Here is a 24665-nt window from a genome sequence, read left to right as displayed (position 1 = left end):
GAATTCCTAAAACGCAGATAGAACCTTCCGAGAAACGCAGACCTGTAGGGATTGGCTAAATCTGAATTTATTCATTGTGAAATACTCAGTGAACTGCTCGCGCCGATTCAAAAAATACAGCTCCGGTAACCATCCAATAGATGGCCTCCAAGAGAAGATCTTGAGTTTTACCTCTAGACGATCGGCGCTATGCTAGTTCCTAAGACTTATTGAAAGCACGGGTTGTACACCAAAACTTGTATGGAGCTAGCTTAATTTTTGCTATGTCGTAGCCCTCTCAGGTAGTAGGATTTTACCATGTTTGGGGAGTCCGTGGATCCCAACGCTCAATTGAAAATCTTTGAGGGGGACTTATTGCTCCCCCCAGCCCTCAAAAAGTTAACCGTAGTAGCCAAGCGGGAAAAAGTAGAGTTCGACATGATTGCGGGCAATAGTTTAGACCCGGACACGAGGCTAAATGCCAATCGCTATCACCGGGCGATCGCCTCAGAAGTCAGATCTCACTTTCGCCATTGGCAGGAGATCGAGTTATTGTTGGCCAAAATTACCGACGCCCTTCAACCGGGGGGAATTTCCTCCTTACTGGTTTTGTAACGGGCGTTACCTACCCAGCGAATCCGATGGCGCTCGAAATCGCTCAACCGAAATGCTTCGATCTTCTGAGGCGATCGCCACTCGACGAGGCGATCGCCCAACTCCCCTCGGATCTTTTAGACGACGAATCCGTCGTCAAATACCAACGTACTCATTTACCCCATGGCGCCTGGCACTCGAACCAAGGGGTTGCGGGCCAGGTCACGGGTCGAAATCGGTTTCCTTTGAGCGAGGAAGACGAGTCCCCCATTTAATTGCGCTGGTTAACCTGTCGCCAGCGATCGAGCTGAGGGGTCACTCGGGTCGTTGGAGAGGAAATATGGATGTCGAGTGAGGGGAATCGCGGGAACTTCAGAGATAGCCGAGAACAACCACCGTTCTCGACCGTCGGACGTTGCCATCGTTTTATGGCCCTGTCAAGAACCAGCGAGGGAGACCCGTAAGTTATGAATCCTTTACTCAGAAAACTGCTCGATCCGAGACCCTTAGAATATGCCATCCTCGATCGCGATTGGATCGTGCGAGAAACCTCAGCCAATATCGGGCGATTTGCGGACGTTCCCGAACTGGCCCTGTGCGATCGCGATATTCGTCTGGCCTTTCCCGAATTTATCGGCGTCGAGTCCATTTTAAACGATATCCTCAACGGCCAACAAAGTTACTTCGAACTCAAAGGAATCGCCCGGTTTGAAAACAACAACCAACCGTTTTACTTCGATTTATCCGTCACCCAAGAACCGGGAGACAACCCGCAAGATATTCGCCTGTTAGTCGTCTTTGAAGACGCCACCGAACGCATGATTCTCAAACAAGAACTCATGCAACGGGTCAACGAAGCCAACTTACTCGTCAGTACCCTCGCGGCGGCCAAAGCCTACACCGATCGCATCATTACGGCAATGGCCGATGCCTTATTGGTCACCAAACAAAACGGGCGCATTGAAATTGTCAACGACGCCGCCCTCGACTTATTTGGATACACCCGAGACGAACTGATCGATCGCGGCATTTCCACGATCTTCGAGACCGCCAATCTCCTCCCGGAATGGAGGGAAGTGGTAGGGACGACAGACGCCCATGGGGAAAGCCCTTTAGAAAAAGATTTAGAAACCAATTTAGAAACCCAGTTAGAAACTAACTTAGAAATTCCCTGTCGGACGAAATCGGGAAAATCTCTCGTCGTCGCCTTCTCGCGATCGGTCATTCCGACGGAATTACCGGGATTGCGCAAAATTCTCTATATCGGACGGGACATCACCGAACGCAAGCGGGCTGCCGAACAACTCGAATTCGCCCGCCGTCAAGCCGAGTTAGCCTCGCAAACCAAGAGCAACTTTTTGGCGAACATGAGTCATGAAATTCGCACCCCCATGAATGCGATTTTGGGAATGACGGGACTGTTGTTGCAGACGTCTTTAAATCCAGAACAGCAGGATTTCATCGAAACCATTCGCCTTAGTAGCAACGCCCTGCTCAATTTAATTAACGAGATTTTAGACCTGTCTAAACTCGAAGCCGGAGAGATGCAATTAGAGACGCAAGAATTCGACTTGACCGATTGCGTCGAAGAAGTCGTCGAGTTACTCGCCCCCCAAGCCCACGGCAAAGGCTTAGAAATTACCACTTCGATCGCCCCGGACCTGCCAGATATGTTGCGCGGGGACGCCTATCGCCTGCGGCAAGTGCTGACTAATTTAATCGGCAATGCGATTAAGTTTACCGCCGAGGGAGAAGTTTTTATCAAAGTCGAGCGATCGCCCGTCAGCCTGCCAAAAGCGCCGCCGCAAGCGGTGCAGATTTGTTTTTCGACGATCGACACGGGCATCGGGATCGCCCCGGAAGACCGGGCGCACCTCTTCGAGCCTTTTTCCCAAGTCGATGCCTCCACGACGCGAGTTTACGGGGGAACTGGATTGGGATTGGCGATTTGCAAACAAATTGTCGGTTTGATGGGGGGAACAATAGGGGTAGACAGCGAAGTGGGGCGCGGCTCGAAGTTCTGGTTTGCCATTCCTTTCGCTCGCGCCAACACTCACCCGCACACCCACGCCGATCGCGGCATTCACGAGTTGGCGGGACGCGCGCTGCTGACCGTAGGCAATCGGGCGACCACCCAAGAGGCGATCGCCCATTGGGGCGCCTGCTGGCGGATGCGAGTGGAAGCGATGGATCTCGGCAGTTTCGAGCGCTTTTTAGAAAAGCGGGGCAAGCGTCGGGGGACTTACGACTTGGTTGCCCTCGACTTACACCTCGACGGGAACGACGCGATCGCCTTGGGAGAACGGCTCAAAACCTCTCCCGCGTTTGCCGATACTCCTTTGGTGCTGTTGGTTCGCAGCAACGAACGCGATCGGGCTCGTGCCTGTCTCGATAGCGGCTTCAGCAGTTATCTCGTCAAACCGATCCGGCGATCGCGCTTGTTGGCGAGTCTGAAACAATGTTTCGGGATCGAGGAGGCGCCAGAGGCGCCACTCGCAGCCCATGACGGTTCGGTGCAACGAGTCGGAGAGCGTTTTCCCTTGAAAATTTTGGTGGCAGAAGATAACCCGGTCAATCAAAAAGTCGCCCTCAAGCAGTTGGAAATTGAGGGATTTAAAGCGGATGTGGTCGCCAATGGGGAACAAGTGCTGCAACGATTGTCCCGCGATCGCTACGATGTAATTTTGATGGATTGCCAAATGCCCGTATTGGACGGTTACGAGACCACCCGAGAAATCCGCCGTCTCTACGGCGATCGCCGCGCGCGCGATCGCGTCACTCCCGTACCGATCGTGATCGCGATGACCGCTCACGCGATGAAAGAAGACCGGGATAAATGCCTCGCCGCAGGCATGGACGACTATATCAGCAAACCCGTTCACCCGGAACAATTACAAGGGATTCTCAGTAAGTGGGGGGCGCAATTACACTCAGGGGAAATCGTCTCCGAACCGGAACCGCGATCGCGCCCGGGTCAGCCCCCCGATTTATTCGATTTAGGGCGTTTGGAACGAATTTCCGAAGGAGATTCCGGTTTTATTCGAGAACTGCTAGCAATCTTTTTAGAAGATTTACACGCCCATATCGCGAGTTTGCAGGGTGCCGATTTGCAAGATCTTTACTTTATCGAGCGCGAAGCCCATTATATAAAGGGTTCGAGCAGCAATGTGGGTGCAGTTAAACTGTACGATTTGGCCAAAGAGTTAGAATATGAAGCCCATCAAGGACGGCAGGAACGGATTAATTGGCTTCTCGATAATCTCTATGGTGTTTATCGAGAAGTGGTGGTCTTTGTAGAAGAATTACTGCAAGAAAAATGAACGATCTTTTAGATTCTTTCTTTGCCGCGCGCGGCATGGAATACGTGACCTTAGATGCTGGACTTGAAATTGTCAGTGCTTCCCCCAAAGCTTATCGGTTTGCGGATTTTCCCGAGGCGATCGCCGTCGGCAATCCTCTAGATCTGCCCTTTCCCGAATCGATCGGGATCGAACCGATGCTCGATGAAGTTTTGGCGGGAACGCGCGACAGTTTCGAGTTGAAATCGATCGGTCGCTTTAACGACCCGGATCGTCCAATTTATTTTGATATTTATATTCTCCCCCAGCGCGATCGCGTCACCCAAGAAAAACAGCTCGTGGTCCTGCTCGACGATGTTAGCGAGCGGATGGGGCTAGAACAAAAGTTGGTGCAAGCCACCAACGAAACCAATTTATTATTTAACGCCCTTTCTAAGTCTAAATCTTATATTGATAGCATTCTCGCGTCGATGGCAGAAGCGCTGATCGTCACCGATGAAAATGGAAAAATTAAAACGATCAATCGCAAAACTCAAGAGTTATTTGAATATAGCGAAACGGAATTGATCGGCCAGTCGATCGCCCCGTTGGTTCCGGAATATCGCGCTTTACTCGCCGCGATCGAAACTGAGGAGTCCGGGAATGGGGACGGCGCCAGGGAGGCGATCGAAGTGGTCGGTAAAACGAAAAGCGGTAAAAAGATTTACGTCGGCTTTTCTTGTTCTATGCTCGAACAAGAGCAGGGCAATTACGCCCGGGAATTTGTCTATATCGGTCGCGACATCACCGAACGCAAACGGGTGCAGCAACGCCAGTTCGCCCAGGCGGCAACTACCCGGATCTTATCCGAGTCCGTCTCCTTCCAACAGGCGGCCCCGCGACTGCTTCCGGCGATTGGCGAAAGTTTCGGCTGGGACGTGGGCGAAATTTGGATGACCGGGGACGATCGCGAGCGGGGGGTCGAAAACCCGGGCAGCGTCCACTCGACTCAAGGGGCGATCGCCCCCCCGGAACGGCTCCGTTGCGTGGTGTCGTGGGCGCGATCGTCCCCGGACAGTCCTCCCGTGGAAGGGCGGCGCGATCGCTACCTGGGTAAAGGCGAAGGGTTACCCGGTTGGGTCTGGGAAAACGCACGCGGGCGGGCGATCCTCGATCTGAGTCAGGAGGCGGAAGCGGCGTTTGCCCGTCCGGAAGCCCTCGCCGAGGGATCGGGCGCCGCCTTTGCCTTTCCGATTGTCGGCGATACGGACGAGAGCGGCGATCTCGCCGACGCCGACCCCTGTCATTCGGAAATTCTCGGCGTCCTCGCTTTTTGGAGTGATGAAGTCCAAACCCCCGACCCCGATTTAATGGAAACTGTCGAGGGATTGGCCAGTCAGTTCGGGCAGTTCATCAAGCGCAAACGCGCGGAAATTGCCTTGCGCGAAAGTGAAGAACGCTATCGGGATTTATTTGAAAATGCCAGCGATTTGATTCTCAGCATCGATCCCCGGGGTCGCTTTCTCTATGTCAATCGCGCTTGGAAGGAAACGTTAGGCTACTCCGAGGAGGATTTGACCCGGATCGGCCTGCTCGATATCGTCCATCCCCAATGCAAAGGGGATTATCTGACTCATTTCGCTCACGTCCTCCGGGGGAATATCCTGGAAGGGATCAAAACGGAACTGATCACCAAATCGGGCCGCAAAATTTCGATTGAAGGCAGTCTCAATTGCAAGCGGGTCGATGGCGAAACCGTTGCCGTGCGCGGTATTTTCCGCGACATTACCGATCGCTTGCAATCGGAATTAGCTCTCAAACACCAACAAGAAAAAACCGAGCGCTTGTTGCTCAATATTTTGCCGCAAACGATCGCCGAACGCCTCAAACGAGATGCGGCGACGATCGCCGAACATTATGCCGACGTCAGCGTTTTATTCGCCGATCTCGTCGGCTTTACCCGCATTGCCGCCGAACTCTCCCCGATCGATTTGGTTCGCTTGTTAAACCAAATTTTTTCGGCCTTCGATCGCCTCACCGAAGAACGTGGCTTGGAGAAAATTAAAACTGTCGGCGATGCCTATATGGTCGTGGGTGGCTTGCCCCACCGCCGCCCGGATCATGCCGAGGCGATCGCCCAAATGGCGTTAGACATGCAAGCCGAACTCGAACAGTTCAATCTCGAAAACGAACAGAATTTCAACATTCGCATCGGCATCCACACCGGGCCGGTGGTCGCGGGGGTGATCGGACTGAAGAAATTTATTTACGACCTGTGGGGGGATACGGTCAATACCGCGAGTCGCATGGAATCTCACGGCCTTCCCGGTCGCATCCAAGTCACCCAGGATACTTACGAACGCTTGAAAGATGATTTTATTCTCGAAAAACGCGGGGCGATCGAGATTAAAGGGAAAGGGGAAATGATTACCTATTTTCTCAACGGTCGCGTGCGAGAACCACTCCCATCGGAGCGCAGGCGCGATCGTCTCAAAGCCCTCAAACGCCTCGGGATCGTCTCCGAACCAACCCAACAACTGCTCGACATGCTCGAAAATCGGCTCGCCGATTCCCCATAGTGTTTCTATCCAAAACAAAAGGCTGCCGAAAACTCCCGGCAACCTTTTGCGCGTCGGGCGCCTATTGCACCCTAACGCTCGATCGATTTTTGTTATCCAATCTCTACCATTTCAATGTCAAAGGTCAGACTCTTTCCGGCTAAAGGATGATTGGCATCTAAGGTCACCGTAGCATCGGCTACCTCGGTCACGACGACGGGAATTTTCTGCCCGGTGGGTTGTTGGATTTGCAATCGCTGACCGACTTTAGCGAAGTTGTCCGGGATTTGCTGGCGTTCGACTTGGACGACCATTTCCTCTCGGTGTTCTCCATAAGCTTCTTCCGGGGGAATGGTTTCCGTTTTACTATCTCCCGGATTCATGCCGAGGGCTGCTTTTTCAAACCCCGGAATCACTTGTCCTTCACCGAGGGTAAACTGTAGCGGTTCGCGTTCCACGGAAGAATCAAACACCGTTCCATCTTCCAGTTTTCCGGTATAGTGAACCTTTACCGTATCACCCGTTTTGGCTGCAGCCATATAATTTCTCCTTGTATTTTCTAAGCTTCATGCGATCGGGGCGGGTTGGGGTTGCAGGCACGATCGCGCGCCCGATACCGATCGGCGAATCCAACACACCCCCTCGGACGCGACCAACTCACCGATGCCAATTCATTATTTGATTCAGTCGGTTGAATCGGCGTGACATTACAATCTTTGATATCGAGCCTCGCGTGAGTTGCGATCGAAGTGCTTGGGAAATCAGTACCGTTGCAATATCTCAAATCGCCATCCGCTCGCTACAAATAAGCATTCTAGCTTACCGCACTCAAGATTGCAGAAAGCCTATGTTTGTTTTTAGATTTTCCCAAGGGCGGATATCGCAGCGTACGAGATCTCAACTCTCCGTAGGGGCGATCGCCATCACCCCTCGATCTCCCATCCGACCCTAAGGGAAACGACGGCTTTGTAAGCTTTCGAGGGGAACTGCCGAACTTTCGGAACTCGGACAAATTTTTTGTTCCCAATTGCACCGATACAGATGTTCTTGTTGCCAACTGAGGGGAATTTCGAGCAAATCTCGCGCCCCGGTAAAGCCTTGTCCGATAAATAATAAAAGCGCAAAACAGTTCAACAGGGTATGAATCAAACGCCAGCGCTGCGATCGATCTTGATAGATTTCGTTGACGATCGCCAGGGAAAATACCATCAGCAACGCGGCGGCGATCCCGTAATAATAATGGGAAATCTGCCATTCGTAGGTCCGGCGAAACACCCCTTCTTGACAGCCGAGAACGACCAATCCCATCCCGGTTAAGCTGGCAAACACGCCGCGCCACAGTTTGGATCGCGCTTGATAGAGAAATACCAAACTGGCGATCGTTGCCGCCAATAAAATCACCATGAAAACGACTTGAAACCGATCGTTGACCCAAAGTTGGTTTTTAACAATATTTTTGACAAAAATTGAATAGGCTAGAGCAATTAAGGTAATTCCTACCACAGTCCCGGTGAGGATCTGTCCGTATTTGACGTGTTCGCGTCCGACGACGGCGGGAATTTTGCTTTTTCCCCCTTGGGTTTGCAAACGGCGCGATCGCGTCTGCCACGCCATGTTCAGCACGATTCCGATCGTCGGAAAGACGACGACCACCGCCAGAAATGGATGTAAAAGAGCTAAATAATCTACCAGTTCCATAAGCGTTGACGATTCGATTTTGATTTTTGATGCCAATTGTAATGGCAATTTCCGGCGATCGCCCCGGGGGACGCGAGAGACGGTCCCCCGGTGGAGGCGAATTATTTACCCGCGCAAGGATTGTGTCCCGCGCAAGGATTGACACTGGTAGCGTTTTCCCTCAAGCTGGCATAACCAAAAGTGGCGTTAAACTCCTTACACCAAATGGCGGCAGCTTTGAAGCGATCGAGGTCTACATCGGCGGGAATTTCGTAGCGTTGAGCGCCCTCGATACTGCGTAGCATACCTAAGCTAATATAATCACTTTCTTCGATTCCCGAATTCGGTAGTTGTGCGGACTGATGTAAGATGACGAATAAGTCCGGTCCGGGATCGGTTTTAAAGTTTTCGTCGAGTTCGAGATAGTATTTACCGTTTTCCATGACGATGCGGGCCATTCCTTCGGTGGGATGTTCTGCCGAGACGAAGGTTCCGGCGATCGCCGACGAATTCATCCGCGCTATACTCGTCGTTTGGGCTCGCAGTGCACTCGAACCGACGGTGACGCTGGCGACGCTTCCCCAGCTCAATATCGAGACGACGGCTAAAACAGTTAAATAGTTAAGTTTCATCGGATTTCCTCTAACGTATCGTACCCACTCTAAGCGTCGTAACCGAGAGCGCCATGAGTGTTTCCTGAGAAATTCCTGGGAATTCCCAGTGCGCCAACTCTAAGCAGTCACTCAGGAAAAAATAATCTGTGGCTGGGTTTGAGGAGTTATCCTAGTTTGTAAAGTTTTACTAAGATCGTGAAGACAAGCCACGCGGGCTAATGTTCAGGTGCGCCCCCCCACCGTTGGGGAACCGATCGCCGTGGCTGACGACAATTTGCACAATTGTAGGGATTCAAGTATGAGTTTTTCAGAGCTCGGTGACGAACAAAAAGTAAGCCGCCCTTGCGTCGGTAAATGGTGTTTCCCCCACGTTACGACTCTAGTCACGTTGGGGATTTGGTTTGCCATTGGGGCGATCGCTGCAGCTTGGATCGGCGGATTTGAACCGATTCAGACTTTGTTTGTGCACCTCGATCGAGTTCAAGAAAATCCCCCCATCTGGTTGCAAGTTCCCTCATTCGGCGATCGCTTTTTGTGGATGCCCTCCCTGATTTTATTGGCGATCGCGTCCCTCGTGACTCAGTTTTCTAGTCTACCGCGCACCCGATCGCGGGCGATCGTCGTTGCCATTTTATTAGCCGTAACTTTGCGCTATTTACTGTGGCGATCGTTGGCCACTCTTAATTTATCCACCCCTATTAATGGCATATTCAGCCTCGGGTTATTCGGGTTAGAATTATTACTGGTATCGAGTCGTTTAATTCAAGTTTATTTAACGCTCAGAATTCAAGACCGCAGCCACGAAGCCGACCGACGGGCGATCGCCGTTACCGAACGAAAATATACACCATCCGTCGATATTTTAATCCCCACTTATAACGAACCGGAATTTATTCTCAGACGCACCATTATCGGCGCTCAAGCCTTAGATTACGACCGTAAAAATATTTACCTGCTCGACGATACCCGACGCCCGGAAATTGCCCGACTCGCACGAGAATTGGGCTGTTGTTATGTCACCCGTCCTCATAATCTGTACGCCAAAGCGGGCAATCTCAATCACGCGATCGCTCATACGACGGGGGAATTAATCGTTGTTTTCGATGCCGACTTTATCCCGACGCGCAACTTTTTACAGCGTACCGTCGGCTTCTTTCAAGATAGTAATGTCGCCCTCGTTCAAACTCCCCAAACCTTTTACAATCCCGATCCGATCGCCCGCAATCTCGGTTTAGAAGATATTTTAACCCCTGAAGAAGAAGTTTTTTATCGCTACATTCAGCCGATTCGCGATGGCGTCGGTAGCGTCATTTGTGCGGGAACTTCGTTTGTCGTTCGCCGCAGTGCTTTAGCCGAAGTAGGCAACTTTGTCACCGATTCACTCAGCGAAGATTACTTTACAGGAATTCGCCTCGCCGCCCGAGGATATCGAGTGATTTATTTAGATGAAAAATTGAGCGCCGGATTGGCGGCTGAAAATATCGGCGACCATATTGCTCAACGTTTGCGATGGGTACGCGGTACCTTACAAGCCTTTTTTATTGATTCCAACCCCCTGACCATTCCCGGATTAACCTTCGTTCAACGCCTGGCTCATTTAGAAGGATTAATCTATTGGTTTGGCAATATTGCCAGACTGGCACTGTTGTTAATGCCTTTAGGTTACACCTTTTTGGGGATCGTTCCGATCGAAGTCAATTTAGCCGAATTTACCTATTTTTTTCTGCCTTATTATTTGATTTCGATTTCTACTTTTGCTTGGTTGAACCGCAGATCGCGATCGGCAATTTTATCGGAATTTTACTCGATCGTCACCTATATTCCTCTGACGATTACCGTTTTGCAGGTTCTGCTCAATCCGTTTTCTAAACAATTTAATGTCACCCCAAAAGGAAAGACTCGCGATCGCTTTTATTTTAATTGGAAAATTGCTTGGCCTTTACTGCTTATCCTGATCGGAATGGGGTTTGCATTTGTCAAGAATTTAAGCATAGCTTTAGGCAGTGCCGAAACTCCAGCTTTTGAAGGCATTAATTTAGCGTGGATTTGGAGTTTATATAACTTCATTACGATCGCGATTGCTCTATTCATCTCGATCGACGTTCCCAACGGGGATCTTCATCCTTGGTTGGCTTTACGCCGTCAAGTTCTACTGACAGAAACTGACAACAAAAGCGATCGCCATCCCGAGCAATTTTGGGGAAGAACGATCGCCTTATCGGAAACCGGGGCGCAAGTGGAGTGTAAAGCACCTCTATCATTGCGCGGCGATCGCTTGACTTTAGAATTACTGGGAGAAAAATTAACCTTATCGGGACAGATTGAAGCGATCGAAGAGCGCGGGGAATACTATAAAATAAAAATGAACTTCGATCGCCTTAATCTAGAGCAACACCGCCGCTTAGTTGAATTACTCTTTTGTCGTTGCGGACAATGGCAATATCGCGAAACTCCCGGAGAATTGCAATCGTTCTTTTTGTTGTTTAAAATTTTATTAAAACCGCGCATTCTGTGCGATCGAGATCGGACGGTAAAACCGCTTCCTGTCAATCAGCTATGAATTAACTCAATAATTTGCAATAAAAACCGTGATTTTCCCGGTTTTTATTGTTTTTGTAGCTCTTCTTCAAACAATTTCGAGAGGGCGATCGCTATTTGCGATCGGTGCATCGCCGGGTCGAGGCGATCTCATGGCTGTTAATTAAAGCCCATCAGAGCAATCGGTTACCAATTTGTTATAAAATACATCCAACAGCCGCGATCGTGATTCGACCTAATTGAGAATCGTTTGAATTAAAAATGAAGATTTTAGTCGTTGCCCTGTATGCGATTAACACCCCTCACTTCGAGACCGAGTTAGAAATCATCCAAAATCACCTAGATGCTGGAGATGAAGTCGTTTTATTAGGCTGCAACGCCCATTTAGAAGCCTGCGATGTCAATATGTTGCACTACATCTCGCCCTGTTTGCAGTGCATCGGTAGGCGTCAATCCGGTTTAAAATTACTCTCGCAATCAGTAACGGTCAAACCGATCGATCGACTAACCCCTCAAAATGTAGCGGAAATCGATCGCCTCCCCAAAGCCTTCGCCTCTTTGGATGAGTTAAAAACTTTTAGCGTCGATAACTTCGATCTCGGTTATGCCGTTCTCTCCTCATTAATTTCAGCAGTTAGAGATCCGAAACCCGATCTTAAAAAATATGCAAATTTAATTGCAAAATTAATCAAATCTTCCGCTTCAATTTATCGATCGCTGCAAAACTATTTAGCCATAAACCCCGTCGATCGCGTTTACGTTTATAACGGTCGTTACGCCCCCATGCGTGCAGTTTTAAGAGCGTGTCAAAGCATGGACATCGATTGTTTTACCCACGAAAAATCGCGGACGATCCATCATTATGCTTTATTTGAAAACACGACAATTCACGATATCGACTATATCGATCGCCAAATCCTCAAAGCATGGGAAGCGGCGGGAAACGATCGCGATCGGCGTCAGCAAATTGCCGAAGAATTTTTCTTAGAACGCGCCCGAGGAATTTCGCGAACTTGGATTGCTTTTACAAAAGATCAACAAGATAATCTTTTACCGGATAATTGGGACGATCGCAAAACGAATATCGTCATTTTCACCAGTTCCGAAGATGAATTTGCCGCGATCGGTGAATTATGGAAAAACCCTCTTTATCCCAGTCAGATTGAAGGGTTAGAAAAAATTGTTAACTCCTTAAAAGACAGAGAAGATATTCAAGTTTATATTCGTATTCATCCCAACCTAAAAAATGTTAAAAACGAACAAACTACCCGACTCGATCGCCTACAATTGCCCAATTTAACCCTGATTCCCGCAGAAAGCCCGGTCAGTACCTACACCCTACTTAAAAAAGCTTCAAAAGTCATTAGTTTCGGATCGACGGTCGGGATTGAAGCGGTTTATTGGGGAACGCCTTCAATTTTGGCGGGAAAATGTCTCTATCGAAATTTAGGGAGTACGTACAATCCCACCACTCATGACGAGTTGATGCAAATGCTCGATCGCGAGTTACCGCCAAAAGATAAAGAAGGGGCGTTGATGTATGGGTATTATCTCAATAGTTATGGGATTGAATTCAAGCATTACCAAGCTCAAGGAATTTATGAAGGATTGTTTAAAGGGGTTAAAATTCAACCGGATTTATTCGATCTAATTGCCGAGGTCGGTTTGGAGACGGGATCGGATGTCGGTTTAGAAAGAAACCGAAAAATAATGAAATCTTTACCACAAAATAAACAAATTTTAGAACAGGCGATCGCCGCTTTAAATAGTAACGATAACGAGCGGGCTTTAATGTTATTCGATCGCGCGCTTTCTTTCGACTCTAACGCGCTTGAAATTAATTATGGAAAAGCGATCGCCTTAGCCCGGTCGCAAAAAATTCAGGAGGCGATCGTAATTTTAGAACAGTTACTCGTCGCCTTTCCCGAGCATTTCAAAGCACGGCAACTCCTCGCCGAACTCCAACCAAATTTATCTAGATCTTCCCTTCCTAAAACCGGAGCTATTCAAGATCTAGAATTTCGAGAATTACGCGATCGCATCGATCCTTATACTCATTTCAGCGATCGATATCTCTATTCTCTATTTTTACAAGCCAAGCAAATTTGTCAGAAAAATATCGCGGGGAATTTTGTAGAAATTACCGAAGATAATGGCGGTTCTACTGCTTTATTAGCGGCGATCGTGCGGCGTTATTCCCGCCAACCTCGTTGGCTGTATAGTTTCGTGGGAAATGACGGCGATCGCCTCCAAAAAACAAGCGAACTTTGCACGCAACTCGATCTTAATTCAGTCATTAAATTAGTGCGCGGTAATTTGAATGAATCCGTAGCAAAACTGCAACCGATTCTCGGTTTAATTTCGTTACTGCATTTAGCAGACCAATCGTCACACTGTTCCGAGGAGAATATCGATCGATTAACCGATCAAATTGTCAATGAAGGCGCGATTCAGATAAGTAACTCCTACTGGATTCAAACCTTCGATCGCCTCGGCATTCATTCGTCAAAATATCGAGTCAAAGAAGCAGAATTTAGCGTCATTTGTCCGCAAAAATGGGATCTAAATACGAACTTAGATCCGCAACTCGTCCGCGAATTTGAAGAAGACGATCCGACCCGACACGGAATCGAAAGTCAAATGTCATTAAACGAGCGTTTCCAGCTCTATTACGCCGTGCGACATTTGCTCCCACAAACGCGATCGCCGTTACGTTTTATTGAAATTGGCTCTTATGCTGGAGCTTCTCTATTTTTTATCGTGCGGGCGTTAAAAAGATGGGTTTCACAAATTCAAGGATTCGCGATCGATCCCGGCGGACATTCTCAACTCTATCGCGTCTTACCTAATTTAAAAAATGATGTTACGCATCTGCGTTTATTCTCCTATCAAGCCGCTCCGAAATTAAAAGCAATCTTCGATCGCGACGGACATTTACCCTCATTGATGTTTATCGATGGCGACCATACCTATGAAGGCGTAAAACGAGATATTATTGATTATTTCCCGTTATTAGCTCCCGGAGGAGTGGCTATTTTTCACGATTATTTACCCCCGCTTACTCCAGAAAATCGAGAAGCCATTTTATTTCATCACGAAGGAAACGAACCGGGAATTCGTCAAGCCTGTCAGGAATTAATGGAAAATACCTATGGTTGTCAACTTTTAGACTTACCTTTACTCTATCCTACGGCACCAGGTTCGACTGCCGCCCATTTACCGATTATTCCTGGCATTTCTTCGACTTTACGGGCGTATCGTAAACCTCTCAACTAAAATTACAATAGTCAAATTACAATAGTCAAATTACAATAATGAATTCGATCGAAATTGTTCACGTTATTCAACATTTGTGTGGAGGTGGCGCGTCGCGATCGCTCCTAGCGACGGCTAAATATATTTCAAAATTGGGGCAGTTTTCTCATCGAATTATTTCTCTTCTGCCGCCGGATCCGCAAGCAGTAGAACTGGCGAAGCAAGTTGGCATTAAAGATATTATTTCAGGCGATCGCACCGCCATTTTAGACGCTCTAAGCAGCGCCGATCTGGTTAAAGTTCATTTCTGGAATAACCCCGAACTTTACGATTTTTTGCGATCGGATTTACCGCCGATGCGCTTGCTGTTTTGGTTTCACGTTTCCGGCGATCGCCCGCCTCAGATTATCCCAAAAGAGGCGATCGACTTTTGCGATTTTGCCTTAGCTTCCAGTCCCTACACTTATCAACTTCCGGTTTTTCAAAACTTACCCGAAACGGTCAGAGTTGAAAAAACGGGTATGGTTTACGACTCGACCGATTTCGATCGCCTCGCCGGATTTAACCCGCAACCTCACGACACTTTCAATGTCGGCTATATCGGGATGGTGTCTTTCGAGAAAATGCACCCAAACTATATTAGTATGAGTGCAAAAATTGAAATTCCCACGGTTCGATTCATCGTTTGCGGGAATGGAATTCAGCAATACTTGCAGCAACAAGCCGAAAAATTAGGGGTTGCTTCTCGCTTCGAGTTTCGCGGTTATGTCGAAAATATTCGCTCGGTTTTAGAAATTTTAGATATTTTTGGCTATCCTTTATGCGAGGACAATTACTCGACGGCGGAATTAGTTTTACAAGAAGCCTTATTTGCTGGTATTCCTCCGGTGATTTTTGCTTATGGCGGCGCGCAATGCAGCGTCATCGATAACTATACGGGTTTCGTCGTTCGGAGCGAATTAGAGTACAAACAGGCGATCGAATTTCTCTATCACCATCCAGCAGAACGAGAACGACTCGCACGCAATGCGCGAGAATATGCTCGGCAAATTTTTGGGGCAGAAAATGCCGCGAAAAAGCTCGAAAAGATTTACCAGAAATTATTGAATGCTCCCAAACAATCGCGTCATTGGGGAATTCCTAGAGGATCGAGCCTGTTAGAACAACCTCTCTCCTTAAATGACGTCAGTGGAGGCTTACATCAATATGCCGGATCGCGATATCTTATTGAAGCCTTGGGGGAAACAGCTCCTCAATTTTTAACCAGTATTAATAGCGATAATTTAGAAGAATTATTCGAGAGCGATCGCCAAATCGCAGAATCGTCCGATTTACTATCGAGTATCGGTTCTGGCGGGATTCTTCACTATCGCAATTACTATGACAAAGATGCATTTTTGCGCTTTTGGTCGGCTTTAGTTTTGCAACAAAGAGGGCGTTCCGATCGCGCTATTGCAGAATTTTCAGAAGCGATCGCCCTCGGATTCACACATTGGCGAGTTCACTGGTATTTAGCTCAACTTGCAGCTAAAACCAATGACTTTTCATTGGCACGCCAAGCTTTACAAAAGGTTAGCGAAACCGTTCCCGATTTCAATCCCGCGCGAGAACTGTTGTCACGACTGCAAGAAAATACCCAAGTTTCTCCCTCTAGTTCGGCTTCGGTTTCAACACAAATTAGCCGTCCTAACCAAATTGCTCAGTCTATTGCTAATCTTCCCAACAATCGCTATCAATTAGCGCAACAATGGCTCAGTTTACCGGGCGATCGCCTCGAAAATGCCTATCAAGGAGAACTGGGAAAACTCCAGCGATCGCTATTACAAAATGGCATTCAATATCAGCCGATCGCCGAATCAGAATATTCCTTTGTCGAGCGTCTCCGCAATCAAATTACTCCCGGTTTCACCCATCCTAAAGCCATTCAATCTTTACTGGCTTTTATGCTCTACCAACGCGCCGATCGCCTCGCTTCTGGTTGGTACGAAGGGGCACCAATTCCTAAATGGTTATTTCAGGATTTTCTCAACTATTTAATCGCCGCGCCTGAAGTCTTTCTAGATCTTGGCGAGACTGAAAATTATTCCCATTATTGGCAAGATCTTGTTAACTATTTACACGATAAAATATTGAGCAATCCAGAGATTTCAATTTGGCAGGAAGTCGCTCAATTATTTGCCCAAAAAGCTAATTTTGTTCCCGCTTACTTTACTCGCGAGAATCTGCGATCGCTCTACAGTCAACGAGCCGATATTTTGGTATTTAACCTTCAAAATAAAGGACACCAACTCGATTACGAATTTCCGAGCCGTCCCGATCGCCAACGGCTGCGCCTGGGGATTATTAAAGAACACTTCCAACCTCAAACAGAAACCTATCTCGCTTTACCTATTTTTGAAGATCTCGATCGGGAAGAATTTGAAGTCATTCTCTATGCTTTTCATATTAGTGGCGATCCTTTAGAACGGTACTCTCAACAGCATTGCGATCGCCTCGTGAAGCTGCCTCAAGAACTTCAAAAACAAGTGCAAACGATTCGCACCGACGATCTCGACTTTGTCTGGTTTGCCAGCAATTTAACTGCTATTAATAAACCGATCGTTCAACTGGCATTACATCGCCTGGCGCGGGTACAAGTCACGTCCCTCGCCTCGCCGACCACCACGGGAATGACTAGCATTGACTATTATATTGCAGGTCATTTAAGCGCGCCTTCACCTACTTTTCGTCAACAATATTGCGAACAATTAGTGACCCTTGAAGGTTCGGGATTGTGCTTTAGTTTCCCCTTGCCAGCAACCTCGCCGACGGTAAGACCGACGCGACAATCGTTGGGAATCACAGATGAAGACATTGTCTTTATTTCTGGGGCAAACTTTTATAAAATTATTCCCGAATTGCGCGAAACTTGGGCAAAAATTCTCGCCGATGTTCCCCACTCGAAATTAATTTTATATCCGTTCAATCCGAATTGGGAACCTTCTTATCCGGCTCAACCATTTGTCAAGGACTTGTACCAAGTTTTGGCGCGCTATGGTGTGGATCGCGATCGCCTCATTTTTCTCAAAACTTTGCCGACCATTGCCGACATTCAAACGAGTTTGTCGGTGGCGGATATTTATTTAGATTCCTATCCCTACAGTGGCGCGACTTCGTTACTCGATCCTTTTCAATTGGCGCTGCCTGTAGTGGCGATGGATGGCGAAACTTTGCGCGGAAAACAAGCGGCAGCCTTGCTGAGAGAATTGGGAATGAATGAATTCATTGCGACCAATGAATCCGAGTATATCGAGTTAGCGATTCGCCTCGCCAATCGTCGAGAATTGCGACAACAATATCGCGATCGCATCTGGGAGAAGATGCAGGCAACTCCGCCATTTTTTGACCGTAAAAACTTCGGTCAAAAAGTCGGTCAATTGTTGCACGAGTTGTGGCAAAAGCAGTTTGCAGGGGTTAACGATTCCACGTCTACGGTTGGCGTCGGACAAACCCAGGCAGTGACTACCGATGCGAATGAGGTGCCAACACAAAAATTTCTCAATCGTCTCCTCGGTTGCGCGAACCTCTACTATATCGATCCGAGCGATCGCAATATCGTTGCAGAATTGCGTGAAATTCGCCGACAAATGGCCGAGTTTTGGTTGAATACTCCGGCGGATTTAATCGAAGGATTTTATAAAGGTAATGTCGGTCAAGGATATAAAACCTTACTCGAAAGCGAGTTCAAACACGAACAATTGACACCGGAAGAAAGTGAGTTTTGCGATCGCCTGCTCCAGGTAGTCCAACAGGGGTTTAACACTCCCAATGCTCTCAATTATTTACTCGCTCTCAAATTGTATCGAGAGGTGAATTTATCGGAGTGGTCGAGGGGGTCTCAGTTACCGCAATGGTTATTTTAAAGATTATCTTGAGTTAATACTAAGGAGGCAGGCAAGATGCCTGCCCCACAGATTAAAACCAATCTTCTTGGTTGCCTTCTTGCGATCGATAAACCGTTCCTTGGCTGTGAATTGCTCGGGTTTTTTCAAATAATGTTTCTTCGGTTAACTTCCACTGAGTTAACAGAGTTTGCAACTTTTTTTGAATATCTTTTGCTCCGGGAAAGTCTCGATAACGAACGATCAAGCGCCCTAATTCGGCTAAACCGCGATCGCTGATTTCGCTAGTCATCAGGCTATCGAGAATGGCGTTATCTTTATTCGCTTGAGGGTGTTGTTGTTCTTCTTCCATTGAACTTAATTCAGCAAACTTCAGCTAGCTCGATTTGATAAAACTTCTGCTAATGTTTCGACGATATAATCTTGTTCGGCTTCTGTTAACCCGTAATAAAGCGGGATACTGATCGCTTCTCGGTAGTAGGATTCGGCCTCGGGAAATTGTCCCCATTTGAATCCGAGTTGTTGATAATACGGTTGGGTATGAACGGGAATATAATGTAAATTTACACCGATATTGGCAGCGCGCAAGGCTTCAAAAACTTGTCGATGAGTTCGCTCGATTTGCTCTAAATTTAAGCGAATGACATACAGATGCCAACTCGATTGAGTATCGGGATGTTGCCAGGGTCGAGTCAGTGGAAAATTGGCGAGTAGTTGATGATAACGTTCGGCTAAAAAGCGACGACGATTGACAAATGTTTGTAAGCGTTGGAGTTGACTCGATCCCAATGCAGCTTGAATGTCGGTGAGGCGATAGTTAAAGCCGAGTTCGAGTTGTTGGTAGTACCACGGACCGTGACTTTCTTCGGTCATGAAATCGGCATTGCGGGTAATTCCATGAGTTCTCAAACGAATTAATTTCTGATATAAATCTTCGCGATTGGTTAAGACGATCGCACCTTCTCCTGTGGTGATAATTTTGACGGGATGAAAGCTAAAAACGGCGAGGTCGCTGTACTGACAACTGCCGACGGGGCGATCGCCGTAGCGGGCGCCGATCGCATGAGAAGCATCTTCAACAATCCTAAATCCGTAGCGCTGACTCAGTTCGCCAATAGCCGCCATTTCGCACGATTGTCCGGCAAAATGCACCGGAACCAAGATTTTTGGCAAATTTCCCCGCTTTTCGGCCTCGGCTAATTTCCGTTCTAAGGCGGCGATGCTGAGGTTGTAGGTTTTGGGGTCGATATCGACGAAATCGACTTTGGCGCCGCAATATAAGCCGCAATTGGCGGAGGCGACGAAGGTATTGGGGGAGGTCCACAATTTGTCTCCCGGACCCAATTCTGCGGCCAAGCAGGCCAGGTGTAAGCCTGCCGTGGCGCTGGATACGGCGATCGCGTAACGGGCGCCGCACTCGTCGGCGACGGCCCGTTCAAACCGATCGATCGCGGGACCTTGGGTAATCCACGGCGATCGCAAAACGTCGATTACGGCTTCGATATCCTCTTGGGAAATATCTTGTTTGCCGTAAGGAATATAGGCATTCATTCTTTAAGAATTTCGAGTAATTGTTGGGGACTCAACCAATCTTTATTAAGTTCGGAACTGTATTGAAATCCTTCTTCTACCGGGTTTCCTTTTTCGTGCAATGGATTGGTAGAAAAATCTACGGGTTGGGTAAATTGAATCGTCGGTTTGATGACAAAATGATCGTCAAATTCAATCGTTAAATGGGAATCGTCCGGGGGACACAGCACTTCGTGCAATCTTTCTCCAGGTCGAATCCCGATCGCTTTATGGGGAATCCCGGGGGCGATCGCCTCGGCTAAGTCGATTAATTTCATCGAGGGAATTTTGGGGACAAAAATCTCGCCGCCTTGCATTCTCTCGAAAGATTTTAAGACAAAATCGACCCCCTGTTTTAAAGTGATCCAAAACCGGGTCATGCGCGGATCGGTAATCGGAATTTCCGTGGCGCCATTGCGGATTAATTTTTTGAAAAACGGGACGACCGACCCCCGAGATCCGACGACATTACCGTAACGAACGACGGAGAAGCGCGTTTTGGCCGATCCGGCGATATTGTTGGCGGCGACGAATAATTTATCGGCAGCGAGTTTGGTGGCACCGTACAAGCTAATCGGAATTGCGGCTTTATCTGTAGATAAGGCGATTACTTTTTCGATGTTATTTTCTAAAGCGGCATCGATGACATTGTGGGAGCCGTTGATATTAGTTTTAATACATTCCATCGGATTGTATTCGGCGATCGGCACCTGTTTGATGGCAGCAGAGTGAATGACGTAATCGACCCCGCGCATGGCCAAGCTGAGACGATCGCGATCGCGGATATCGCCGATAAAATAACGCATCACCGGACTGTTATAATCCTGCGCCATTTCATATTGTTTGAGTTCGTCACGGGAGTAAACGATGATTTTTTTCGGTTGATAAGAATCCAGGAGTGTTCTAATACATTCTTTGCCGAAAGATCCCGTTCCTCCCGTGATTAAAATTGTCTTGCCGTCCATCATAAATTGCTCGCGATCGCTCCGCTTTTAAGAAACTAAAACAACAAAAAAGGTAAAAGGGTCGAATTACGCAAACCGCGCCGGGGCGCGATCGAGTAACCTTATTCTTTTACCTTCTCAATGGGTCTTTTGCCAATGCCCGATCGCCTCACCCGACTTGTTCGAGATATTGGTTGAGATCTTCAACGACCCGAGTCAATTCGGCTTCGCTACTGACGCGGATGCGATCGTCGCGCAGGGTAATCAAAACTTTCGCCGCGAACGGGGTCGGGTAAATATTGGGATTGCAAAACACTTCCAAGAAAATGTCCCCGGTATATTGATATTCCATCGGTTTTTGGGGGCTGGGGCGTCCGCCGCCGGAACCGGGGGCCGCTTTGGCGGCGACGGCTTTGAGGCGTTCCATCAACTCGGCGATCGCCTTTTGTAGTTCCCGGGCGGCTTCGGGACTAAAGCGAAATGAAACCGACCCTTCGACCAGATTGAGTGTGAGTTGAGACATGAACTTCCAAGCTAATACCTTGCCTTTACATGGTACTGGGCAACGGGGACGGATTGGATTTTAGATTTTAGATTTTAGATTTTAGATGTTTGAGGCTTGGATGGGGTGGGGTAGGACGGGGTTTGAGCCGAGTCACGAGTAGGATCGGCAAAATTTCGATCGCCTTACTCCTTTTTTATTGATTTTTATTGTCATTAAAAAACAGAAAAATCGGGTCTTTAGCTATTCTTAAAATTCCAAAATCTTGCAAAAAATACGTTAAAATCTGGCTCAGATAGTTGAGGAATCGATCGTGAATGTTGATAACCGCGCTGAAGTGCGCCGAGTGCTAGTTATTACCTTGCTGCTGAATTTAGTCGTGTTGGCAATCAAGGCAGTAGTGGGTATTTTAACCGGATCGTTAAGCTTGCTAGCCGATGCGCTGCACAGCGTCACGGATAGCGCTAACAACGTTCTCGGTTTGATTGCGAGTCATTTTGCGTCGCCACAACCCGATCGCGAGCATCCTTACGGTCATCAAAAGTTCGACGCGATCGGGGCGTTGGGAATTGCGGCATTTCTGGGAATGGCCTGTTTTGAAATTGTCAGTGGGGCGATCGAGCGAATCGTTACGGGGGGCAAAGAAGTCACGATTTCCCCGTCCCAATTGTGGATTTTATTAATTGTTTTGGGGATTAATATTTTTGTAGCTTTTTACGAACGTCGGGTGGGAGTTCGCATTGGCAGCAGCATTTTAGTCGCCGACTCGAAACATACGATGAGCGATATTTGGGTGACGATGTTGGTGATTTTGGGCTTAATTGGGGTCTGGCAGTCGGGACAACTGAATTTGCCTCAATTGCAGTGGTTGGATGTGGTATTGGCGTTTCCGGTGGCGTTGTTGGTGTTTCGCAGTGGGTGGGAGGTGCTGACGGATAATTTACCGTGGTTGGTCGATGAAGTGGCGATCGCCCCGGAAGCGATTCACGCGATCGCCATGCAAGTTCCAGGGGTTCTCAACTGTCACGATATCGCCTCTCGGGGAATGGTCGGACGGCAAGTCTTTATTGAAATGCACGCGATCGTCGAGGCGAAAGATGTCGAAACCGCGCACGAAATTACCGAAAACATAGAAGCTCAACTCGAACAACGGTTCGGTCCGGCCAGAATTTTAATTCACATCGAACCGCAAGGTTATCAATCCGATCGCATCAGTTACGGGTCGCAACCGCCCTCGTAATGGCGATCGCGGCGCCGATTTGCGATCGAAGAAATGAGAGAGTTTTCCACAGAAAAACGACTTTTCCACAGATTTCTGAGGAGTTTTCCACAAATGTTAATAGAGGTTTAAGACAATAATTTGGGATTTCTACGGGTTGGAAACCGGGCGATCGCGATCCTCCAAGGGAGCCACTGCGCGAACGCCTTTCTCTATAATATTGCGAAATAATTCCCCGAGATCGAACCTCATGTTCAACATGGGTTTGACCCCCGGGGAAACCAATTTTTTCGAGGAGACGACTTAGGGATCGCGTGGGTTTACTCCCACTCGATGGTTCCCGGCGGCTTCGAGGTGATGTCGTACACCACGCGGTTGACCCCTTTGACCTCGTTGACGATTCGGTTGGAAATCACTTCTAACAGGTCGTAAGGAATCCGCGACCAGTCCGCCGTCATCCCATCTTCACTGGACACGCAACGCAGGACGATCGGATAGGCGTAAGTGCGCTTGTCTCCCATGACGCCGACGCTGCGAATGGGTAACAACACCGCGAACGCTTGCCATAAATCGTGGTAGAACCCGTGACGCTTGATTTCGTCGCGCACGATAAAATCGGCGTCTCGTAAGATATTGAGTCGTTCGGCGGTGACTTCGCCGAGGATCCGAATCGCCAGACCCGGCCCCGGGAAGGGGTGGCGCCGCACGATTTCTTCGGGTAAGCCGATCGAGCGCCCGACTTTGCGAACTTCGTCTTTAAATAACTTGCGTAGGGGTTCGACGAGTTTGAAGCGCAGGTCTTTCGGTAATCCGCCGACGTTGTGATGGCTTTTAATTTTAACGGCGACTCGTTCCCCGGTTTTCGGGTCGATATTGGTATCCGCCGATTCGATCACGTCGGGGTATAGGGTACCTTGGGCCAAATAATCGAACGGGCCGAGGCGTTTGGATTCTTCCTCGAAGACTTGGATAAATTCGTGACCGATGCGCTTGCGTTTTTCTTCCGGGTCGGTGACGCCTTCGAGTTGGGCGAGGAAGCGATCGCGGGCGTTGACGTATTCAACGCAGATGTGGAATTGTTCTTGAAATAACTTGACCAAATATTCCGGTTCGTACTTGCGCATGAACCCTTGGTCGATGAACATGCAGGTCAGTTGGTCGCCGATCGCCCGATGCAGTAAAAAGGCGAGGGTGGAGGAATCGACGCCGCCGGACAGGGCTAGCAACACCCGTTTGTCGCCCACTTTGGCGCGGATTTCGCGTACCGCTTCTTCGACAAAAGCTTCCGTGGTCCAGGTCGGTTCGCACTCGCAAATGTGATAGACGAAGTTGCGAATTAAGGCCAAACCGCATTGAGAATGGACGACTTCGGGATGAAATTGGACGCCGTAGAGCTTTTTCTGGTGATGGGCGATCGCCGCACAAGGAGTGTTCTCCGTATGGGCCAACACTTCAAAGCCTTCCGGGAGGGCGATCGCCGAATCCCCGTGACTCATCCACATGGTGGATCCATCTTCGACATTGGTTAACAAGTCCGTCGGATCGTCGATCGCGATCGCGGCTTTACCATATTCGGCCCGTTTGGCCCGTTCGACGGTTCCGCCGAGTTGCTGGACCATCAGTTGCATCCCGTAGCAGACCCCGAGGACCGGAATCCCGAGTTTCCAAATCTCGGGATCGCAGTGGGGGGCGCCTTCGTCGTAAACTGAATTCGGTCCGCCGGACAGGATAATCCCTTTGGGATTGAGTTGGCGTAATTTTTCGGCGCTGGTGCGATAAGATAAAACCTCGGAATAGACCTGGGTTTCGCGAATGCGACGGGCGATCAGTTCCGAATATTGGGAACCGAAATCGAGAATGACGAGCATTTGGCGATCGAGGGAGGCGATCGGTTCGGTTTGCTCGATGTTCTTCGTTTGTGGCGGTTGTTGAGTTGGGATTTGGGTACTCACGGCAGGATAATCGAACGATAAAAATTGTGTCGGCAATGCAGACAGGTCGGCGATTTATTACCTCTTTTTCCGATTCGAGTAAAGGTCGAACGTCGATCGCCCGGA

Annotated in this window: 17 protein-coding genes; 8 read left to right on the top strand and 9 right to left on the bottom strand. The window is 48.5% G+C overall.

Translation table 11 applies throughout. From position 1 onward, the window contains the following. Nucleotides 1-297: 297 nt before the first annotated feature. Together HCG48_RS11705 and HCG48_RS11700 are read left to right on the top strand one after the other, a co-directional pair. On the top strand, nt 298-594 hold the full coding sequence (locus HCG48_RS11705) for a hypothetical protein (RefSeq protein ID WP_168569314.1): 297 nt from the start codon (nt 298-300) through the stop codon (nt 592-594). 26 nt (nt 595-620) lie between these two features. Beyond that, complete coding sequence (locus tag HCG48_RS11700) at nt 621-848, top strand: hypothetical protein (RefSeq protein ID WP_168569313.1); 228 nt, start codon at nt 621-623, stop codon at nt 846-848. A 9-nt stretch (nt 849-857) separates the two neighbouring features. Here the strand turns inward: HCG48_RS11700 and HCG48_RS11695 are convergent, their stop codons facing one another. Beyond that, nucleotides 858-995, bottom strand: coding sequence for a hypothetical protein (locus tag HCG48_RS11695; RefSeq protein WP_168569312.1), 138 nt, complete (start codon nt 993-995; stop codon nt 858-860). A gap of 45 nt (nt 996-1040) precedes the next feature. On the opposite strand from HCG48_RS11695, the gene HCG48_RS11690 reads away from it, so the two are divergent. Continuing rightward, a complete protein-coding gene (locus tag HCG48_RS11690) occupies nt 1041-3893 on the top strand; it encodes a hybrid sensor histidine kinase/response regulator (protein ID WP_168569311.1) in 2853 nt (950 codons plus the stop codon). Beyond that, nucleotides 3890-6430: an adenylate/guanylate cyclase domain-containing protein gene (locus HCG48_RS11685; RefSeq protein WP_168569310.1), complete on the top strand. Its 2541-nt coding sequence runs from the start codon at nt 3890-3892 to the stop codon at nt 6428-6430. The genes HCG48_RS11690 and HCG48_RS11685 overlap by 4 nt, the downstream gene beginning before the upstream one ends. Nucleotides 6431-6522: 92 nt before the next feature. Here the strand turns inward: HCG48_RS11685 and HCG48_RS11680 are convergent, their stop codons facing one another. The 3 genes from HCG48_RS11680 to HCG48_RS11670 all read right to left on the bottom strand — a co-directional run bounded on the left by HCG48_RS11680 (nt 6523) and on the right by HCG48_RS11670 (nt 8718). Next, entirely contained in the window at nt 6523-6948 is a 426-nt protein-coding gene (locus HCG48_RS11680) for an FKBP-type peptidyl-prolyl cis-trans isomerase (protein WP_168569309.1), read from the bottom strand. Between the two features lie 409 nt (nt 6949-7357). Continuing rightward, on the bottom strand, nt 7358-8107 hold the full coding sequence (locus HCG48_RS11675) for a DUF4079 domain-containing protein (RefSeq protein ID WP_168569308.1): 750 nt from the start codon (nt 8105-8107) through the stop codon (nt 7358-7360). A gap of 101 nt (nt 8108-8208) precedes the next feature. Continuing rightward, nucleotides 8209-8718: a DM13 domain-containing protein gene (locus HCG48_RS11670; RefSeq protein ID WP_168569307.1), complete on the bottom strand. Its 510-nt coding sequence runs from the start codon at nt 8716-8718 to the stop codon at nt 8209-8211. A gap of 280 nt (nt 8719-8998) precedes the next feature. Between HCG48_RS11670 and HCG48_RS11665 the strand changes: the two genes are divergently transcribed. The 3 genes from HCG48_RS11665 to HCG48_RS11655 all read left to right on the top strand — a co-directional run bounded on the left by HCG48_RS11665 (nt 8999) and on the right by HCG48_RS11655 (nt 18395). Continuing rightward, nucleotides 8999-11260, top strand: a complete 2262-nt coding sequence (locus HCG48_RS11665) for a glycosyltransferase (RefSeq protein WP_168569306.1) — start codon at nt 8999-9001, stop codon at nt 11258-11260. 239 nt (nt 11261-11499) lie between these two features. Next, nucleotides 11500-14514, top strand: coding sequence for a class I SAM-dependent methyltransferase (locus HCG48_RS11660; RefSeq protein WP_168569305.1), 3015 nt, complete (start codon nt 11500-11502; stop codon nt 14512-14514). Between the two features lie 38 nt (nt 14515-14552). Then, the gene (locus HCG48_RS11655; RefSeq protein WP_168569304.1) at nt 14553-18395 is read left to right on the top strand and encodes an O-linked N-acetylglucosamine transferase family protein; all 3843 of its coding nucleotides are present in this window, start codon (nt 14553-14555) and stop codon (nt 18393-18395) included. Nucleotides 18396-18447: 52 nt separating this feature from the next. Here the strand turns inward: HCG48_RS11655 and HCG48_RS11650 are convergent, their stop codons facing one another. The 4 genes from HCG48_RS11650 to HCG48_RS11635 all read right to left on the bottom strand — a co-directional run bounded on the left by HCG48_RS11650 (nt 18448) and on the right by HCG48_RS11635 (nt 21410). Continuing rightward, nucleotides 18448-18726 carry a DUF3288 family protein gene (locus HCG48_RS11650; RefSeq protein ID WP_168569303.1) on the bottom strand — a complete coding sequence of 93 codons (279 nt, stop codon included), beginning with the start codon at nt 18724-18726 and terminating at the stop codon, nt 18448-18450. Between the two features lie 20 nt (nt 18727-18746). Next, nucleotides 18747-19925, bottom strand: coding sequence for a UDP-4-amino-4,6-dideoxy-N-acetyl-beta-L-altrosamine transaminase (gene pseC / locus HCG48_RS11645; protein WP_168569302.1), 1179 nt, complete (start codon nt 19923-19925; stop codon nt 18747-18749). Beyond that, nucleotides 19922-20911 carry a UDP-N-acetylglucosamine 4,6-dehydratase (inverting) gene (pseB, locus tag HCG48_RS11640; protein ID WP_168569301.1) on the bottom strand — a complete coding sequence of 330 codons (990 nt, stop codon included), beginning with the start codon at nt 20909-20911 and terminating at the stop codon, nt 19922-19924. Before pseB ends, pseC begins: the two co-directional genes overlap by 4 nt. 145 nt (nt 20912-21056) lie before the next feature. Further along, nucleotides 21057-21410 carry a hypothetical protein gene (locus HCG48_RS11635; protein WP_168569300.1) on the bottom strand — a complete coding sequence of 118 codons (354 nt, stop codon included), beginning with the start codon at nt 21408-21410 and terminating at the stop codon, nt 21057-21059. Between the two features lie 292 nt (nt 21411-21702). Here HCG48_RS11635 and cdf31 point away from each other — a divergent pair, with 292 nt between their 5' ends. Further along, nucleotides 21703-22629, top strand: a complete 927-nt coding sequence (gene cdf31 / locus HCG48_RS11630) for a CDF family zinc efflux transporter Cdf31 (RefSeq protein ID WP_168569299.1) — start codon at nt 21703-21705, stop codon at nt 22627-22629. A 299-nt stretch (nt 22630-22928) separates the two neighbouring features. Here cdf31 and guaA read toward each other — a convergent pair whose 3' ends face one another. Next, complete coding sequence (gene guaA / locus HCG48_RS11625) at nt 22929-24548, bottom strand: glutamine-hydrolyzing GMP synthase (RefSeq protein WP_375339339.1); 1620 nt, start codon at nt 24546-24548, stop codon at nt 22929-22931. Between the last annotated feature and the right edge of the window lie 117 nt (nt 24549-24665).

Source organism: Oxynema aestuarii AP17, assembly GCF_012295525.1.
Classification (GTDB): Bacteria; Cyanobacteriota; Cyanobacteriia; order Cyanobacteriales; family Laspinemataceae; genus Oxynema; species Oxynema aestuarii.
This window is presented reverse-complemented; position numbering and strand designations above follow the sequence as displayed.

Excerpts from the sequence above, each read along its gene's own strand:
- HCG48_RS11705 (WP_168569314.1), top strand. The coding sequence starts at position 298 with ATGTTTGGGGAGTCCGTGGATCCCAACGCTCAATTGAAAATCTTTGAG.
- HCG48_RS11700 (WP_168569313.1), top strand. The coding sequence starts at position 621 with ATGGCGCTCGAAATCGCTCAACCGAAATGCTTCGATCTTCTGAGGCGA.
- HCG48_RS11695 (WP_168569312.1), bottom strand. The coding sequence starts at position 995 with ATGGCAACGTCCGACGGTCGAGAACGGTGGTTGTTCTCGGCTATCTCT.
- HCG48_RS11690 (WP_168569311.1), top strand. The coding sequence starts at position 1,041 with ATGAATCCTTTACTCAGAAAACTGCTCGATCCGAGACCCTTAGAATAT.
- HCG48_RS11685 (WP_168569310.1), top strand. The coding sequence starts at position 3,890 with ATGAACGATCTTTTAGATTCTTTCTTTGCCGCGCGCGGCATGGAATAC.
- HCG48_RS11680 (WP_168569309.1), bottom strand. The coding sequence starts at position 6,948 with ATGGCTGCAGCCAAAACGGGTGATACGGTAAAGGTTCACTATACCGGA.
- HCG48_RS11675 (WP_168569308.1), bottom strand. The coding sequence starts at position 8,107 with ATGGAACTGGTAGATTATTTAGCTCTTTTACATCCATTTCTGGCGGTG.
- HCG48_RS11670 (WP_168569307.1), bottom strand. The coding sequence starts at position 8,718 with ATGAAACTTAACTATTTAACTGTTTTAGCCGTCGTCTCGATATTGAGC.
- HCG48_RS11665 (WP_168569306.1), top strand. The coding sequence starts at position 8,999 with ATGAGTTTTTCAGAGCTCGGTGACGAACAAAAAGTAAGCCGCCCTTGC.
- HCG48_RS11660 (WP_168569305.1), top strand. The coding sequence starts at position 11,500 with ATGAAGATTTTAGTCGTTGCCCTGTATGCGATTAACACCCCTCACTTC.
- HCG48_RS11655 (WP_168569304.1), top strand. The coding sequence starts at position 14,553 with ATGAATTCGATCGAAATTGTTCACGTTATTCAACATTTGTGTGGAGGT.
- HCG48_RS11650 (WP_168569303.1), bottom strand. The coding sequence starts at position 18,726 with ATGGAAGAAGAACAACAACACCCTCAAGCGAATAAAGATAACGCCATT.
- pseC (WP_168569302.1), bottom strand. The coding sequence starts at position 19,925 with ATGAATGCCTATATTCCTTACGGCAAACAAGATATTTCCCAAGAGGAT.
- pseB (WP_168569301.1), bottom strand. The coding sequence starts at position 20,911 with ATGATGGACGGCAAGACAATTTTAATCACGGGAGGAACGGGATCTTTC.
- HCG48_RS11635 (WP_168569300.1), bottom strand. The coding sequence starts at position 21,410 with ATGTCTCAACTCACACTCAATCTGGTCGAAGGGTCGGTTTCATTTCGC.